This is a genomic window from Hydrotalea flava (assembly GCF_001623405.1).
Lineage (GTDB): Bacteria > Bacteroidota > Bacteroidia > Chitinophagales > Chitinophagaceae > Hydrotalea > Hydrotalea flava.
The window spans coordinates 207888-226727 of sequence record NZ_LUHG01000039.1 but is presented as its reverse complement, the minus strand read 5'-3'; the positions used below and the strand labels follow the sequence as shown (position 1 = coordinate 226727).

At 37.0% G+C, this 18840-nt stretch carries 13 protein-coding genes; 5 read left to right on the top strand and 8 right to left on the bottom strand.

What is annotated here, in order from left to right; genetic code table 11:
* Entirely contained in the window at positions 1-639 is a 639-nt protein-coding gene (locus tag A0F92_RS02915) for an O-methyltransferase (protein ID WP_068241459.1), read from the bottom strand.
* Between the two features lie 4 nt (positions 640-643).
* Positions 644-2101, bottom strand: coding sequence for a sodium:solute symporter (locus A0F92_RS02910; protein WP_068241457.1), 1458 nt, complete (start codon positions 2099-2101; stop codon positions 644-646).
* A gap of 103 nt (positions 2102-2204) precedes the next feature.
* On the opposite strand from A0F92_RS02910, the gene A0F92_RS02905 reads away from it, so the two are divergent.
* Positions 2205-2759: an LOG family protein gene (locus tag A0F92_RS02905; protein WP_253810100.1), complete on the top strand. Its 555-nt coding sequence runs from the start codon at positions 2205-2207 to the stop codon at positions 2757-2759.
* On the opposite strand, the gene A0F92_RS02900 is transcribed toward A0F92_RS02905, so the two are convergent.
* Together A0F92_RS02900 and A0F92_RS02895 are read right to left on the bottom strand one after the other, a co-directional pair.
* Positions 2728-3393, bottom strand: coding sequence for a porin family protein (locus A0F92_RS02900; protein ID WP_167516766.1), 666 nt, complete (start codon positions 3391-3393; stop codon positions 2728-2730). The genes A0F92_RS02905 and A0F92_RS02900 overlap by 32 nt on opposite strands.
* 64 nt (positions 3394-3457) lie before the next feature.
* A complete protein-coding gene (locus A0F92_RS02895) occupies positions 3458-4855 on the bottom strand; it encodes an FAD-binding oxidoreductase (RefSeq protein ID WP_253810098.1) in 1398 nt (465 codons plus the stop codon).
* Positions 4856-5175: 320 nt separating this feature from the next.
* Here A0F92_RS02895 and pckA point away from each other — a divergent pair, with 320 nt between their 5' ends.
* Positions 5176-6789 carry a phosphoenolpyruvate carboxykinase (ATP) gene (gene pckA, locus A0F92_RS02890; protein ID WP_167516765.1) on the top strand — a complete coding sequence of 538 codons (1614 nt, stop codon included), beginning with the start codon at positions 5176-5178 and terminating at the stop codon, positions 6787-6789.
* 94 nt (positions 6790-6883) lie between these two features.
* Here pckA and A0F92_RS02885 read toward each other — a convergent pair whose 3' ends face one another.
* The 4 genes from A0F92_RS02885 to A0F92_RS02870 form a co-directional block, all read right to left on the bottom strand.
* On the bottom strand, positions 6884-7519 hold the full coding sequence (locus tag A0F92_RS02885) for a deoxynucleoside kinase (protein WP_068241453.1): 636 nt from the start codon (positions 7517-7519) through the stop codon (positions 6884-6886).
* A gap of 86 nt (positions 7520-7605) precedes the next feature.
* On the bottom strand, positions 7606-8601 hold the full coding sequence (gene trpS / locus A0F92_RS02880; RefSeq protein ID WP_068241451.1) for a tryptophan--tRNA ligase: 996 nt from the start codon (positions 8599-8601) through the stop codon (positions 7606-7608).
* 78 nt (positions 8602-8679) lie between these two features.
* Positions 8680-9972, bottom strand: coding sequence for an MgtC/SapB family protein (locus tag A0F92_RS02875; protein WP_068241613.1), 1293 nt, complete (start codon positions 9970-9972; stop codon positions 8680-8682).
* 169 nt (positions 9973-10141) lie between these two features.
* On the bottom strand, positions 10142-11755 hold the full coding sequence (locus tag A0F92_RS02870; RefSeq protein ID WP_068241449.1) for an amidase: 1614 nt from the start codon (positions 11753-11755) through the stop codon (positions 10142-10144).
* Between the two features lie 129 nt (positions 11756-11884).
* On the opposite strand from A0F92_RS02870, the gene recG reads away from it, so the two are divergent.
* The 3 genes from recG to A0F92_RS02855 all read left to right on the top strand — a co-directional run bounded on the left by recG (position 11885) and on the right by A0F92_RS02855 (position 18840).
* Positions 11885-13996, top strand: coding sequence for an ATP-dependent DNA helicase RecG (gene recG / locus A0F92_RS02865; RefSeq protein WP_167516764.1), 2112 nt, complete (start codon positions 11885-11887; stop codon positions 13994-13996).
* Positions 13997-14102: 106 nt separating this feature from the next.
* Positions 14103-17792, top strand: coding sequence for a DUF7948 domain-containing protein (locus tag A0F92_RS02860; RefSeq protein ID WP_068241447.1), 3690 nt, complete (start codon positions 14103-14105; stop codon positions 17790-17792).
* Positions 17793-17796: 4 nt separating this feature from the next.
* Positions 17797-18840, top strand: coding sequence for a PorP/SprF family type IX secretion system membrane protein (locus tag A0F92_RS02855; RefSeq protein ID WP_253810096.1), 1044 nt, complete (start codon positions 17797-17799; stop codon positions 18838-18840).

The following is an 18840-nucleotide window of genomic DNA, read 5'->3' as shown; positions in this document are numbered from 1 at the left end:
TTATCGCTTTTTAATCAGTAAAAGTCCGTCTCTAACAGTCAGTAAAACCTGATGGGTTCTAACATCATTGGCTACCCATTCATTAAAAGCATGAATGGCAATTGCATTTTTTCCTTTGATGGGTTCTTCTAAAACCTGACCGTGAAACAGCACATTGTCTGCAATAATTACACCATTTTTTTTCAATTTGGGTAATACCAGCTCATAATATTTAATATAACCGGTTTTATCGGCATCGATAAAAACAAGGTCCCATTCAAAAGGAAGGGTTGGAATAATGTCTAAAGCATTTCCGATGTGCAAATGTATTTGTTTTGCCAATGGCGATTTGCTAAAATTTTGTTGTGCAGTTGTTGCATCTTCTGCTCTTAACTCAAGGGTATGCAATTCGCCATCTTTTGTTAATCCTTCCGCCAAACACAAAGCACTGTATCCGGTAAAAGTTCCAATTTCTAAAACGTATTTTGGCCGGATGATATTACTTAGAAAGGATAATAATTGCCCCTGCACGCTGTTGCTCATCATGTGTGCATGCGGATGCAACTCATTGGTTTGTGCATAAATTCGCTGCAAATGTTCATTTTGAACAGAGGTGAATTTTTCTGCATATTTTTCTACTTCTATATTCAAAAATTCCATACCATTATTTTTGTGGTTGAACGGCTGGTTTTGAAATGAGCCATAAGCCCCAATAGGTGATTAATCCGTTGATAAGCAATAACTCAATTCCAATTTGAAATCCGCCGATAAGGTTTGGTATTAGTTTTTCTAAAAAATAACTCAAAACTGGTGCGGCAAGGCACACAAACGTGATAGTATAACTTTTATTCAGTGTTTTTTTACTGAAAATGCCAAAAGCAAACAAACCAAGCAACGGTCCGTAAGTATATCCTGCTAAATCTAATATTACATTGATGATTGATTTGCTGTTTATTATTTTAAAAACAAAAATGCAAATCAGAAAAATAAGTGTAAAAGTTAAGTGAACCCTTTGCCTTATTTTTTTTTGCTGATTTTCTGCAAGTTGGCCTCTTCTGATGCCCAATATATCAATACAAAATGAAGAAGTAAGCGCAGTTAAAGCACCATCTGCACTGGGAAATAATGCTGAAATAAGTCCGATAATAAAAATCATGCTCACTGCTTTAGGTAAATAGTGCAAAGCAATGGTGGGAAATAAGTCATCTCCGGTATAATTTAATCCGTTTTGTGCAGCAAATAAATACAACAAGCCCCCTAACAATAGAAACAAAAAGTTAACTAATACAATAATGACACTAAAACTGAGCATATTGGTTTGAGCACCTTTCAGTGTTTTTACGCTAATGTTTTTTTGCATCATTTCCTGGTCTAAACCTGTCATAGCAATGGTAATAAATGCGCCACCAATTATTTGTTTTAAAAAGAAGCCTTTACTATTGATATCGGTATTAAAAAAATGGGTATAACCTTTTAGTTGAAGTTGTTGAATAGTTCCTGAAAAAGAAAGTTGCAAATGGTACATAATATAAAGTACACAAACCACTAAACCTATCAACATAAAGCTGGTTTGCAGGGTATCTGTAAATACAATGGTTTTTACGCCTCCTTCAAATGTGTACAATAAAATCATTATTAAAATAATGATGCTGGTTAACCAGAATGGAATACCCATTTCGTCTAATATAAATATTTGCAATACATTAATTACAAGGTATAATCTTGCGGTGGCGCCTACCGTTCTGGAAATTATAAAGAATAAGGCGCCTGTTTTGTAGGCAATAAAACCGAAACGGTTTTGCAGGTAGTTGTAAATTGAAGTAAGTTGTAATTTATAATAAAGCGGCATTAAAACAAATGCAACAACAATATACCCCAATAAGTAGCCAAATACTACCTGCATATAATAAAACCCATTGGTACTAACTGTTCCGGGTACGCTTACAAAAGTTACACCGCTTAGCGATGTGCCAATCATTCCAAAAGCCACCAGCATCCAGTTACTATTTCTGTTGCCTATGAAAAATGAATCATTCGTACTGTTTTTTCCGGTATACCAGGCTACGGCTAATAGTATTACAAAGTAGGCAACAACAAAACTTAATAAGAGTAGGGGTGGCATAAGCGCAACTTTCAATGAATAATTCAACACAATATCATAAATATTTTACAGTGCTTTATTCATATTTTTAATAAAGGCAATTAATATTGTGTTTAAAATAATAATGATGCAATATAAAAAGATAGCTGTGTTTTGCGGAAGTAAAAATGGGAATAATGCAATTTTTGTAGAACATGCACGGCAACTGGGCAGTTTAATGGCTTCAAAAAATATGGATTTGGTGTATGGAGGTGGCAATGTGGGCTTAATGGGCGCAGTGGCCAATGCGGTATTGGAAAATGGCGGCAAAGTTACCGGTGTTATTCCCGAACTTTTGATGGAACAGGAGCGGCAGCACTTGGGTTTAACCGAATTGAAAGTAGTGGACAACATGCATACCCGTAAAAAAATGATGTACGAGTTATGTGATGCAGCCATTGTGTTACCCGGTGGCAATGGCACAATGGATGAATTGTTTGAAATGCTTACCTGGAATAATTTACGAATTCACGATAAAAAAATAATCCTACTGAACTCAGCAGGATATTATCATGCATTGATAGCGCATTTACAAAATATGCAGCATTATGGATTTTTATATGAAAACTGGGATAGCTTTTTATACCAGTTTGCTACTCCTTCAGAAATTATTGCTTTTTTGGATGGAGATAAAAATTAAAACCTGCTCTTATAATAGGTAAAGCGGTACTGGTTACACCATTGTAACTTCTGTAAGGTGAATAGGGACTGTTTAATACATCTACCATAATGACCGTATAAAATGTGCTTTGTCCAATAATGCGTTGTGCATAACCCACACCGGCTAAAAAGCTGGAAGCATTGGTGTTAAAACTGGTAGCCTGATTATTGGTCATATTGAGGTAATTGTATTTTATCCAGTTTTGTTCAAATTGCCCCTGAAGAAACAATTGTTTAATGGGAAAAATTCGCACAAATGGTCCGCCACCGTAATTAAAGCTTCTTTGTCTGATATCATTATTGTAATAAGGATCTGCTTTAATGGATTGATAATTGAGGTTAATAGAAACACCTGCATCTAACCACTCATTGAACGAGTAGCCAATTTCGGGTGTACCGCCAATATTAAAACTATAGGTGCCAAAACCCAGTGACAAACCTCCTCCAATAAACATGTTTTGTTTCTGAAAGCCTGTGCCGGCGGGGGCATTTCTGCTACTGGTATAAGGCGAATTAGAATAAGTAGGAGGTATTTGCCTTTGTTGTGCTTTTAACGACAAGCTGCTGCCCAAAGCCACTGTAAAAAATGTCATTAATAAAAAAATTTTTTTCATACCTGTGTTTTTTATGGAAATGAATTGGATGGTTTTAAAAATTATACAATACAAACCTAAGTGCTTAATGCATATCAAAAATTTTTCCGGGGTTTAAAATATTGTTAGGATCAAATACTTTTTTGATAGAGCGCATTATTTGCAAATTCGCTTCCTGCATTACCAATGGCATGTATTCTTTTTGAATTAAACCTATTCCATGCTCGCCGCTAATGGTGCCGCCTAATTTTTTTACTAAAATAAACAAATCTGCCAATGCTTTTTGAATATGTAGTTGATTAAAGCTGGTAGTGGTATTCGGATCTTTTATTCTGATATGCAAATTACCATCACCGGCATGGCCATAACAAACTGCTTTAAAACCATATTGCTGTGCCAATTGTTTCACACCCAAAATTAAATCGGGCAAAAATGCTCTGGGTACAACAGTATCCTCTTCAATGGTATATCCATCTAATTTTACAGCTTCAGCTACACGGCGCCTTAATTTCCAAAGCTCATTTTTTTGTGCTTCATCTTCTGCAAAAAATAAATCGCCTACTTCAAAATTTTCTAAAAGCATGGCAATGGCTTCCATTTCCTGCATCAGTATTTCTTTGTGATTGCCGTCTAATTCAATCAGTAAATGTGCAGCAATGGCATCATTTACCGGAATTGTATGACTATCCATCATTGTACTTACTATTTTTAGTGCATCAATTTCTACCAATTCAAGTCCGCTGGGTACAAAACCTGCTCTGAAAATAGCACTTACCGCTTCACCTGCTTTTTGTAAATTGTTGAAAGCTGCCAGCATTAAAACATCATATTTGGGTAAGGGAATTAATTTTAATACAATTTTGGTAACAATTCCTAAAGTACCTTCACTTCCTACCATTAACTGGGTAAGATTATAGCCGGTTGAATTTTTTAACACATTGGCACCGGTTTCAATAATGGTACCATCTGGCAGAACAACCTCCAGATTCAATACATAATCTTTCACTACACCATATTTTACAGCTTTGGGTCCGCCACTGTTTTCGGCAATATTTCCCCCAATAAAACAACTGCCTTTGCTGCTGGGGTCGGGCGGATAAAATAGACCCTTCTCTTTTACTGCATTTTGTAGTACCTCGGTAATTACACCCGGTTCGGTAGTTACCTGTAAATTTTGCTCATCAATAGATATAATTTTATTGAATTTTTCTAAACTTAATACTACACCACCTTGGTGTGGAATAGCGCCACCGCTTAAACCGGTACCGGCCCCCCTGGGGGTAACCGGGATACGATTTTGATGACATAAAGTCATAATTGCGGCAACTTCTGCAGTATTTTTGGGCTTTACAACTATTTCAGGCGTTCGTTGTATGGTTTCCGTTTCATCGTGCCCGTATTTAAATAGGTCTGCTTCATTTACAATATAATTTTCATTGCCAACAATCTGAATTAATGCTTCAATCATTTCAGGAGCCATCATATACAAAATGGGTTTTTATAAAAAAGTAGTAAAGGTAAATTCAAATGCAGAGAATTCCCCTTTTTAAACAGGATAATCATTTTAACCGGGATAAAAAAGTATGTAGAAATGCAAAAAATAAATAACTTTTTATTTTTCGAATGCTGTAAAAGAAATAACGGTTTTAATCAGGTTCATGTAAATTCTACTTTGATTTATTTAAAAAATGATTGTTATTACTGAAAACAATTAAATTTTTTTAAAAGTGTAATGGATACACGTTGTTTGTTTAACTGGAATGCGTGACTATATCTTTGCAAAACTAACAAATGATTGTTTGTATGATTGCCACAATGAATCAATCGCTATTGCCTGAACAGTTGAGCACACTTGGTTTTTCATTTAATTTACAAATACATTATCAACTTTCAGCGGAAACATTGACCGAACAAACCCTCTTAAGATCGGAAGGTGTTTTAAATAATACGGGTGCGTTGTGTGTGGAAACTGGAAAATTTACCGGAAGGAGTCCATCAGATAAGTTTATAGTAATAGACAGTATAACAGAACATATTGTAGACTGGAATAATTTTAATATTCCCTTTGATGCTGCAAAATTTAGTGCATTAAAACATAAATTAATTGATTATTGTAACAACAAGGGAAGTATTTGGGTGAGAGATGCATTTGCCTGTGCACATGCCGATTATAGAATCAAAATCAGGGTAATTAATGAGAACCCCTGGAGCAATTTATTTGCCTGCAATATGTTCATTAGGCCAACTGCCGATGAATTGACAGAATTTGAACCGGATTGGTATATTATTCAGGCCCCCGGCTTTTTGGCCAACCCACAAACTGATGGTACACGGCAGGGTAATTTTGCGATTATTTCTTTTACTGAAAAAACCATTATTATAGGAGGAACGGGTTATACCGGTGAAATAAAAAAAGGAATTTTTACTGTTTTGAATTTTTTATTGCCTGTACAACACAATACACTCAGTATGCACTGTAGTGCAAATGTTGGCAAACACGATGATGTTGCGCTGTTTTTTGGGTTAAGCGGCACCGGTAAAACAACCCTTAGTGCAGATGCAACAAGAAAATTAATTGGTGATGATGAGCATGGATGGGATACCAACAGTGTATTTAATTTTGAAGGCGGTTGTTATGCAAAGTGTATAGATTTGGATGCAGCCAAAGAACCAGAAATTTTTAAGGCCATTCAACCTGGCGCTTTAGTGGAAAACATTGTATTTTATCCAAATACCAATCAAATCAATTTTTCAGATAAATCCATTACAGAAAACACAAGGGTTAGTTATCCATTACATTATATCAGCAATGCCTTAGTACCTTCTATTGCCGGTATTCCCCAAAATATTTTCTTTTTAACCTGCGATGCTTATGGTGTATTACCACCTATCAGTAAATTAAGTACCGAACAGGCCATGTACCAGTTTATTAGCGGCTATACCGCAAAAGTAGCCGGTACCGAAGCAGGCATAACAGAGCCAAAAGCTACCTTCAGTGCTTGTTTTGGAGCGCCGTTTATGCCCTTGCATCCAGGTAAATATGCTGCATTGTTGGGTGACAAGATTAAAAAACATGCAGTTAAAGTTTGGTTGGTAAATACAGGCTGGACCGGTGGTGGTTATGGCGTGGGTAAACGAATAAATTTGCAGTATACCCGTGCCATGGTTGGTGCTGCATTGTCTGGAAAACTCAATCATGTAGAATTTGAAACGCATCCGGTTTTTGGCGTTCAAATTCCTAAAACCTGCCCCGGTGTTCCGGTTCAGTTATTACATCCCAGATACACCTGGAGTAATAGGAATGCTTATGATAAGGCAGCACATCAACTATCTGCATTGTTTAATCAAAATTTCGAAAAATACAAATCAGGTGTTCCTCGGGATATTGTTTATGCCGCACCCAAAACTACTGTCTGATTTTAAATTTTGGTCTCTTCGATTGCTCTGACAAATGAGAAAATCCCGCTGTTTCTGCGGGATTTTTTGTGTAGGATAATTATTTACAATTGATTTAAAATAATCCAAATAATGTAGCATCTATTTTGCTGATAATTTCACCCAAATGTTCTTCGTTTTCAGCAAATTTATTTTTATCGCAGTCAACAATTAAAATAGGACCTTCTTTATAATTATCGGCAAATTGTTTATAATAATCGTTTAGTTTTTTCAAATAATCTAAGCGAATATTGTCTTCATATTCCCGACCTCTTTTTTGAATTTGAGCTACTAAGGTAGGCACTGATGCTTTTAAATAAATGAGCAGATCAGGTGGTTGAATCATGCTTTTGAGGGTTTGAAAAAAAGTATAATAATTTTCAAAATCTCTTTTAGGCATTAAACCCATATCGTGCAAATTGGGTGCAAAAATAGTAGCATCTTCATAAATGGTTCTGTCCTGAATTACGGTTTCGGTACCTCTTTGAATATCTAATAACTGATTCAGGCGGCTGTTTAAAAAATAAATTTGCAGGTTAAAGCTCCAGCGTGGCATGTCTTCATAAAAATCCATCAAATAAGGATTGTGGTCCACGTCTTCAAATTGCGGAATCCATTTGTAATGCTTACTCAGCATTTCTGTAAGTGTTGTTTTTCCCGCACCAATATTGCCGGCTACTGCAATATGTTTTGGTTTTTTTATTTTAGCCATTTATAATAAAATAATTGAATAAATAGGTTTCCCTGTTTCTATGCAGGTGAATGTAATAAATTATCAGGAAGTACGGCTTCTTTTCTTTAATATATCATACGAATGGCCTTCCTCACTTCTTGCAGCGTTGCATTGGCGCTTTCTCTGGCTTTTTCAGCGCCTTGTTTCATCATTTGGTGCAAGGCAGCTTTGTCATTTTGTATAGCTGCAGCTTTTTCACGAATGGGTTGTATAAATGCCACCATATCTTCAGCCAGTTGCTTTTTAAAATCGCCATAGCGTATGTTGCATTGGTTATAATCTTCATCAAATGTATCATACACTTCTGCTTTACTGACTATTTTCATCAAGGTAAATAAATTTTCAATATAGTCGGGCTTCAATGAATTGGGAACAGTAGGTCCGCTGTCTGTTTTCGCCTTCATGATTTTTTTGCGAATAATGTCATCTTCATCTGCTAAAAAAATGGTGGCCATTTGGTTTTCGCTTTTACTCATTTTCCCATTTCCATCTAAGCTCATTATTTTAATCAGGTTATCACCAAAATTAAAAGCATGGGGTTCAGGAAAAATATGTCCATACCTGAAATTAAAACGTTCGGCAAAATTGCGGGCCATCTCTAAATGTTGTTCCTGATCTTTGCCAACAGGCACTTTAACAGCTCTGTGTATCAATATATCTGCAGCCATTAAAACAGGATAGGTTAATAATCCTGCATTGATATTATCGGGTTGCAGTTTGGCTTTATCTTTAAAAGTAGTTGTTTTTTCCAATTCGCCTTTATAAGCCAACATGTTCAGGTACAAATAGAGCTCTGCAATTTCAGGCACATCACTTTGTACATACAATGCTACTTTATCGGGGTCTAATCCGCAGGCTACATTTTCTGCAATTACCCTGTACACACTTTCCTGAAGGGCTTTCGTATCGGGATGGGTAGTTAGGCTATGCCAGTTGGCTACAAAAAAATAACAATTATAGGTATCCTGCATTTTTACATAATTACGCATGGCACCAAAATAGTTGCCCAAATGCAAGTATCCGGTGGGGCGTATACCGCTTAACACTGTTTCTTTTTTCATAGCGGCGAAGATAATTTAAGTAACCTGTTTGTACATTCCTGCCTTCGTTTTTTTCTAAGCAATAGCAATTTTTATGTATTAAGTGCCTTTAGTCAGAAATAACCATAAAGAAATACCGATACCAGATACAATTAGAATACCAAAACTTATCCATATTTTTTTTCGAAGAAGTGGCGCACCCAATACGATGGCATACAACATTTTTAAAATATTATTGCTGACAATAGCATTTAAAACCGATAATACAATCACGCCTTCACTTATCACCATTTTGCCCTGAAACAGATTTAAAATAAAGGGGTCAATATCTGTTACACCTACAACCAATGCCAAAACATTTAACCCACTATTGCCAAACACACGAAATACAAAGCTGGTTACAAGCGAAAACAGAATGAATAATGCAGCGAAAACCAATGCTGTTTTAAATTCTAATGGATTGCCTTTGGTGATTAGAAAGGTAGTCGTTTTATTTACTTTCTGTTCCCGATGTAACCATAACAATCCTGCAATGATGATAGAGGTTACCAAAATAAAAAATAAAAAATAAGGTAATAGTGCAAATGCAATGGTGCGGTTAAAAATATAGGCAATTAGAAATAACCTGATGTACATCATGAGCGTTGCTAATAATATACCTGGTAAAATAGTACTGTCATCGGGGTTTTCCCTATTTTTTCTGGCCAGAATAACGGTTGTGGCGGTGCTGCTATACAAGCCGCCTAATATTGCGGTGATGATAATTCCTGCGTTGGGGAATATAAATTTTTTAACCAAATAGCTGGCATAAGAAATACTGGATATGACTACAACAGCCAGCCAGATTTGATAGGGAGAAACTGCAATAGATACTGAAATAGGCTGTGCGGGTAATAAAGGAAGTATAACACCTGTTAAAACTAAAAATTTAGCTAAAACAATAAATTCATCTTCATCAAATAATTTTGAAAAAGCAAACAAACTTTTTTTCGCTTCTGTAATTACTAAAGTTAGAATTACAATGCTAAATGTTAGCCAGAGTGGTTGCGTATAAACAAGAGGCGCCAGTGTGTAAGCAATTAATGCAATCAGAATAGTGGTTAATCCAAACTTCTTTTCTGTACTAATTTTTTGAAAATAATAAATACCCAGTAAGAGCATAATAAAGCAAGCCCCAATAATGAATGTATATAATTGCTGCTTATCAATTATATACAAAATGTAACCCAGAATGCCTATTAGTGTAAATGTTCTGTCAGTACCAAATAAATTTTCAAATGGTTCATTGATGTGGTACCGCCGCTGTTCTAAACCAATGATGAATGCAAATACCACTACCAGTATAAACATTTGTAAATCATTTGGAACGTAATGCAACAGTGATTGAAACATAAGGGGTATATGAAAAATTAGTAAGGCAAATTTTGATGGGTTAAGATAATGAAAAAACAGAAAAGTAATTTTTGTTTTAAAAAGCATACGGTGGTTATAAAATAAAAGCATAACAAAGCCTCATTGTTGGCGAGGCGTTGTTAAAAAGTATGGAAGTATGCAAGGTATATTAAACCAAAGGTGCAGTTGAAATAAAGTTGGGTATAAACTTCGGTACAACTCTTTTTTGAGTAGCTTGTTCAAAAGCATAGGCTATGCTTAATAATTTGGGCTCTTCATAAGCTCCGGCAATAAAAGAAAAACCAACCGGCAAATGCTGCAAAGTACCAATTGGAACAGAAATATGTGGATAACCGGCCATGGCTGCGGGTGGGCAGAAATAAAATCCGGTATCATAATCCCCATTAATTAGGTCTATACAACAGGCCGGGCCAATACTGGTTCCGGCAATGGCATCTAAGCGTTCTGTTTTCATCAGGTTATCAATGATTGCTCTTGCAGAAGTTGACTTTGCATGCGCTTCCCGATAAGCGGCATCCTGCAATGTTCCCCTTGCTTCACTTTGTTCTAATAATTCCTGTTTAAAATAGGGCATAACGGTGGCAGCATTTGCATTATTAAATGCAATTAATTCTTTTAAGGAATGAACTTTGCCTTTGGCGCTTGCCAAATAGCGATTTACGCCATCTTTAAATTCGTATTGTAAAACTATATTTTCGGCTTCGCCTAAAGGGTTGGTTAATTTCAGCAAATCAACTTCTACAACGGTAGCGCCTTGTTGCTGTAAGGTTTCAATGGCTGCTTTATACAATGCCACAACACCCTCATGGCCTTTTAAAAAAGATTTTTCAATGCCGATTCTTTTTCCCTTCAGTGCAGAAGCATCTAAAAATTGAGTATAATCTGCCGGTACTTTTCCTTTGCTGTTTAAGGTAACTGCATCAGCCTCATCCATTCCTGTCATGGCACTCAGTAAAATTGCAGCATCTTTCACAGTTCTGGCCATTGGGCCTGCGGTATCTTGCGTTGCAGAAATAGGTATAATGCCACTACGGCTCACTATACCAACAGTGGGTTTAATGCCTACAATACCATTGAAAGAAGAAGGCGCAATGACTGAACCATCTGTTTCAGTTCCCACTGCTACTACACATAAATTAGCAGAAACAGCAGCTCCGGAACCTGCGCTGGAGCCACAAGGTCCTCTGTCTAACATGTTGGGATTTTTGGTTTGTCCGCCACGGCTGCTCCAGCCACTGGTAGATCGGGTTGAACGCCAGTTGGCCCATTCGCTTAAATTGGTTTTACCTAAAATAACGGCACCCGCCTTTCGTAATTGTGCAATTACAAATGCATCTTTATCGGCAATATTCCCTTCTAATGCCAATGATCCGGCAGTCGTCATCATTTTATCACCGGTATTAATATTGTCTTTAATTAAAACAGGTATACCATGCAAGGGGCCTCTAATCTTACCTGCTTTTCTTTCTTTATCCAATGCTTCTGCAATGGCAAGGGCATCGGGGTTCACCTCAATTACAGCATTGATGGCCGGCCCGGATTGGTCAATGGCTTTTATTCTTTTTAAATACATTTCAGTTAACTGGCGTGCAGTTAATTTACCTTCCTGCATGTTTTGTTGAACAGCATCAATAGTTGTTTCCATTAAAGGAAAATCTGCTGCTGTATGATTGTTTATATTTGCAACGGCCGCTTCTGTTGCAATAGCGGTAATGGCCAATCCTGCTAATGAACCATTTTTAATAAAAATCCTTCTATCCATTGTTGTTTGTTTTTGTGCATTTGAATTTAAAAGTAAAGTATTTTATGATTACTGCATACTATTCATATTAAATAAACGACCTTAGTATTTACTTTTGTTATTTGTGTTGAATAAATTGTGGTAACTAACGTGCAAACAACAAACATATTACAAACTCCTATTGAATATTTAAAAGGCGTGGGGCCTCTCAGAGCCGATTTGCTTAAAAAAGAATTAAGCATTTTTGTGTATGAAGATTTATTAAACCATTTTCCTTACCGGCATATTGATAAAACTGTTATTAGTCCTATTTCATCCATTCAGTTCAATACTGAATATATTCAGGTGGCAGGAAAATTAATTGCATTGGAGGTAATTGGTGAAAAACGTGCCAGGCGAATGGTGGGTCAGTTATCAGACCAATCCGGCGCACTGCTTGAACTTACCTGGTTTCAGGGTATTACCTGGATTCAAAAAAATGTGCAAATTGGCGCAACGTATCTTGTATTTGGGAAGGTGAGTTTTTTTAATGGCAAGCCTCAACTCGTTCATCCTGAAATAGAGTTGAAACAGCCACAAAATATTACTGCAAAAAATTATTTAGAACCGGTTTATCCGGCAACTGAAAAATTAAAAGCAAGGGGATTAAGTGGTCGGCAGATAGCACACTTAACCCAGCAATTATTTTCCATTCTTCCATCTGGTTGCATATCCGAAAATATACCACCTGAAATTTGTAATCGATTAAAATTAGTGCCTCGTTTTGAAGCCTATCAGGCCATTCATTTTCCTGCCAATCCAGAAGCTTATGAAGCTGCATTGCGCCGTTTAAAATTTGAAGAGCTTTTTATTGCACAGGTACGCTTGCATTTAGTAAAATTAAGAAGACAAAAAGCCAGCAGGGGAGTTTTGTTTGAAAAAGTTGGCGATTATTTTAATACTTTCTACAACAGGTATTTGCCTTTTCAATTAACCAATGCACAAAAAAGGGTATTGAAAGAAATTAGATCAGATACGGCCAAAGGCCATCAAATGAATCGTTTGTTGCAAGGCGATGTAGGAAGCGGTAAAACCATTGTTGCTTTATTAGCCATGCTATTGGCAGCAGATAATGGTTTTCAAAGTTGTATGATGGCGCCAACTGAAATATTGGCCCAACAGCATTTTGAAGGATTGTGTAATTTATTAAAAGAAATGCCGGTTGAAATTGCACTTTTAACCGGAAGTACTAAAACCGCAGAACGAAAAAGAATTTTAAAAGGGTTGTTGGATGATTCCATCCATTTTATTGTAGGAACCCACGCCATTATTGAAGATATAGTTCAGTTTAAAAATTTAGGTTTGGTGATTATAGATGAACAACATCGGTTTGGTGTAGAACAACGTGCCAAACTTTGGAAAAAAGCCGCCATCCCACCGCATGTGCTGGTAATGACGGCAACACCCATTCCGCGAACCCTTGCAATGACAGCCTATGGAGATTTGGATTATAGTGTAATGGATGAATTACCACCCGGCAGGCAACCCGTTAAAACCGTTCACCGTGTTGAACATGCCCGTGCCAGTGTGATGGATTTTGTAAAATCTGAAATTGAAAAAGGCAGGCAGGCGTATTTTATTTATCCATTAATTGAAGAAAGTGAAAAACTAAGTTATGAAGATTTAATGCAGGGCTTCGAGCAAGTTAAAATTTTTTTCCCCGAACCCAGGTTCAGCATTAGTATGGTGCATGGCAAACAACCGGCTGAACAGAAAGAATTGAATATGCAACGCTTTGTAAAAGGCGAAACGCAAATTATGGTGAGTACCACCGTTATTGAAGTGGGTGTAAATGTGCCCAATGCCTCTGTAATGGTGATTGAAAGTTCTGAAAAATTTGGTTTATCGCAGTTACACCAGTTGCGCGGCAGGGTAGGAAGGGGTAGCGAACAAAGTTTTTGCATCCTTTTAACAGGTAGTAAAATAAGCGCTGAGGCCAAAGAACGTATCAAGATAATGTGTGCCACCAATAATGGATTTGTGATTGCTGAAAAAGATTTGGAATTAAGAGGTCCTGGTGAAATTGAAGGTACCCGACAAAGCGGGGCAGTAAATTTTAAACTAGCCAGTATTGTGAATGATAGACAAATGTTGGAAGTGGCCAGAATGGAGGCAGAACAATTGGTAGAAAAAGATATGGAATTACAATCCCAAGAAAATAGCTGTCTGCGTTTGTTTTTGCAATCATCAAAAGGTAAAACAGGATGGAGTAAAATATCCTGATTAAACATTTATAAATGCAACCTGTTATTTAACAATATGGTAGGGATTTTGTAACTTACTATTGCTTTCTGTTGATGTATTTTTCTGGCAGTAAAACTTATTATGTATGAATGGGATAAGGTACTTTCTTTTTGCTTTCTGTATAATGGGTTTGCTGCAGCAAAGTAAAGCGCAGTCCAATTTGCAATTTGTTGAGAATAAAGGTCAGTGGAATAATGATATAGCCTACAGAGGAAACCTTACCATCGGAGCTTTTTCCATTCAAAAAGATGGTGGTTTCAGAATGTTACTATATAGTCCTGAAGATTATGCTACTTTATCTCCCCATCAACAATTTTCGAAACCTTCCATTAAATACATTCAACAGGTAAATGCAAATGGACAAACTACTACAGCCATCGCACCCCTTGAAGCTGATGCCGGCAATGGGAAAAAAGTACTCAGATTGCATGTATATCAGGTAAAATTTTTAAATGCCAATCCCAATCCTGAAATTATTCCTGATAAACCGTTGGCCACTGCCAACAATTATTTAATTGGGAATGACCCCACTAAATGGGGGCAAAATTGTAAAGTTTATCAGGCCATTACCTGCAAAAATATATATCCAAATATTGATGTTCGTTATTACACCACCAACGGCACTTTAAAATATGATATCATTGTAAATCCAGGTGGTAACGTAAATACAATCGCGTTATATTATGATGGAGTAAATGGACTGAAGCAAAAAAACGGTGAACTCATTATTCAAACTTCTGTACAAAATTTAAAAGAGGCTAAACCCTATAGTTATGCTGTTAATTTATCGGGCAAGCAAATAGTGCCTTGTACCTACAACATAAAGGGTAGTATTGTAAAGTTTAATGTTGAAAAAACAGATCCTGCTGCAACACTGGTTATTGATCCACAATTTGTTTTTTCCAGTTTTTCCGGCAGTACTGCTGAAAACTGGGGCTATACTGCCACTTACGATAATTCGGGAAATTTTTATGCCGGCGGTATTGTATTTGCAGGCGATAACCAATCTTTTCCTGTGAGCAATGGTGCATTTCAAACGTCTTTTCAGGGTGGGGTAAGAGAGGGGGAACTTTCTCCTTATGATGTAGCAATTATGAAGTTAGATCCAACCGGCAGAAACAGAGTATATGCCACCTATTTGGGTGGCAATGGCAATGAACAACCTCATAGTTTAATAACCGATAATGCGGGTGAATTAATTATAGCAGGAAGAACAAGTTCCAGCAATTTTCCCGTAACCAATACTGTTGGAACAGGCGGTGGTTTTGATATATTCATTACCAAACTAAATGTTTCGGGAAGTGGTATTGTAGGATCACTTAAAATTGGTGGCAGTGCCGATGATGGAGTAAATATTCGGGGAAAATATACCGGTGCTGCAGGATATCAATCTACCCGTTTAAATTATGGTGATGATGCAAGAAGTGAGGTTATTATTGATGTCGCCGGAAATATATATCTGGCAGGTTGTACACAGTCAACAGATTTTCCCGTTTCTGCAAACGCTTTTCAAAAAAACAATGGTGGCCCGAATGGCAGTAGCTTTTTTCAGGATGCGGTAGTAATAAAAGCAACTCCGGATTTAAGTTCGGTTTTATTCAGTTCATATTTAGGAGGGAATGATAACGATGCCGCCTTTGTGTTATCCATCAATCCTACCAACAATAACATTTATGTTGCCGGTGGAACTGCCAGTACGAATTTTCCGGGCATTGGTGCTAATGTAAAGTTTCCTACCTACCAAGGCGGCATTTGCGATGGTTTTGTAGCAGTCATCAGTAATGATGGTTCTCAATTAATCAATAGCAGTTATTTTGGCACCAATGGAGCAGACATGTTATTTGGTGTGCAATTCGATAAGTTGGGCTTTCCCTATATTATGGGAACTACAAATGGCAAATGGCAGGTAGTTAATTCTCCTTTTAATCAAACACAGGGGCAAACAGATGGTAAACAATTTATTTGCAAATTAAAACCCGACTTATCAGATTTTGTTTATTCAGCAACATTTGGAGCGCCCGGCAGTCCGCAGCCTAACATCTCCCCAACAGCTTTTCTGGTGGATCGTTGTGAAAATGTATATGTATCAGGCTGGGGTGGTGGTATTGATATTGGTGACGGTTATTTGAATAGTGGGGTTAGAAATATGTCAACTCCCAATTATCTGCAAAACACTACAGATGGTGCCGATTTTTATTTCTTTGTATTAGAAAAAAATGCACAAAGCCAATTGTTTGGCAGCTATTTTGGACAGAATGGTGCATTAGGCGATCATGTGGATGGTGGCACCAGCCGTTTCGATAAAAATGGTATTATTTATCAAACCATTTGTTCTTGTAAAGACGGACCACCGGCCAATCCTATTTTAACCGGCAGCCCACCCTACGTATTTTCTACCACTAATAATGGCCCCGATTGTAATATGATGGCACTTAAAATTGCATTCAATCTCGCAGGTATTTCTTCCGGGTTGCAGGCTGCTGCTAATGGCATACCTCGCGATACATCGGGTTGTGTGCCTTTAAATGTTGATTTTGCCGATACGGTTGCACAGGGAAAAACCTATGTTTGGGATTTTCATGATGGCTCTACTCAGGTAACAACTACTACTCCAAAAACATCGCATGTATTTCAAAATATTGGTTTTTATAAAGTAATGCTGGTATCTACCGATCCGAATAGTTGTAATGTTAGTGATACATCTTATGTTACCATTCGTGTTCGGAATGATGCGGCTACTTTGGGTTTAAATGCTGCTAAAATTGGTGGCTGCGAATCATTAACCTTTCAGTTCAACAACACATCTACGTCACCTCCCAATAAACCATTTAATGGACAATCCTTTATTTTAAATTTTGGAGATGGCACATCCGTTGTAACCGGCACTCAACCGCAAACTCATACATTCCCATCTGAGGGAATTTATAATGTTAGCTTAGTACTACAAGATACCGGATACTGTAATCATAACGATAGTACCGTTTTACAAATTAGAATTGCAGCCAATGTAAAAGCAGCATTTCAAACGCCATCAATTGGTTGTGTGCCTTATACTGGCATATTCAAGAACACTTCAACTGGTGGAACCAATTTTATTTGGAGTTTTGGGGATGGTAGCAGCTCAACAGCCATTAGTCCTACCCATCAATACAATGATACAGGCAGTTATACTATTACCTTAATTGCAAATGATCCAAATACCTGCAATAAATCAGACACTACCACTCAAATAGTGCAAATGAAAATAAAATCAATTGCTGACTTTAGCGTGGCACCGCAGCCTCCGGTTACCAATACGCCCATTCAATTTACCAATCTGTCGCAGCCTGCTTTGAGTTATAAATGGTTGTTTGGTGATGGAGATTCAACCATTACCACCAGTATAGCCACCCCTGTTAGTCATATATACGATTCAACCAAAAATTATACAGCTTGTCTGCAAACCATCAACAAATCGGGATGTGTTGATGAAAAATGCCTGCCGGTTCAGGCATTAATTGCGCCCTTGTTTGATGTGCCCAAAGCATTTTCGCCAAATGGTGATGGTATTAATGATGTTATTTATGTGCAAGGATATGGCATTACCAAAATGAAATGGAATATTTATAACAGATGGGGTAAACTGGTTTATCAGGGTTTCACAAAATCGGGGGGGTGGGATGGTACATATAACGGCGTTATTCAGTCACAGGATGTGTATCATTATGTATTGTTGATTGAAACATCAGATGGAAAAAAATATACAAAAACGGGCGATATTACCTTATTAAAGTAATGAAATGAGTAGTATAAAAATTGTATATAAAATGTTGTTGATACTGCTAATGTTACATGTATTAGCAGTGCATCAGTTGTATGCTCAAGATTTACACTTTTCCCAATACTTTAATGCTCCATTATTGGTAAATCCGGCAAATACCGGTTTTAATCCTGAATCAGATTACAGGTTAGGTATTAATTACAGGAACCAATGGGCCAATATTGGCAACCCTTATAAAACCATGAGCATGTGGGGCGATGCCCAGCTGTTTAACAATCGTTTTGAAAATGGGTGGGTGGGTATAGGCGGTGTGTTGTTAACCGATGCTGCCGGAGATGGCTCACTCACTTCTACCAAAGGGTATGCATCTTTGGCTTACCACCAGGTATTGGGTTATGATGGGTTATTAAGTATAGGTTTTGGTGTAGGTGGTGTAAATAAACGGGTAGATGCCAGTAAACTTACTTTTAATGATCAATGGAATGGTAAATTTTTTGATGTTGTTATCCCATCTAACGAGCCATTTTATTATACATCTGTGTATTATATGGATCTAAATGCTGGGATTAATTATGCCTATTTTGCAACTGATAATATTTATTTAAATCTGGGTGTAAGTATTCAACATTTCAATCGGCCAAAAGAAAGTTTTTTTGCACCTTCAGTAAGTAACAATACCGTTGATCCGCGTTACAATTTTTTTATGAATGGGAATATTAAAATTCAAAATTTGTGGATATTCAATCCCAATATGTACTTCAGCAAAATGGGTAATGTAACTGAAACGGTAATAGGTATGAATGCCAATAGAAATTTAAGTGGTGATGGAAACAGTCAGTTAATTCTGGGAATGTACTATCGTTTGGGCGATGCTGCTATCCCCATGATTGGGTATCAGGTAAGTAATATAAAAGTTACGTTTAATTATGATGCTACTACATCTTCATTAAGTGGTTATAATGGTTCGCAGGGGGCTTATGAAATTTCTTTGGTTAAAACAGGTATTTATGGAGGGAATGATAATACCAAAAAATTAAAATGCCCAAAGGCTGTTCGTTTTTAG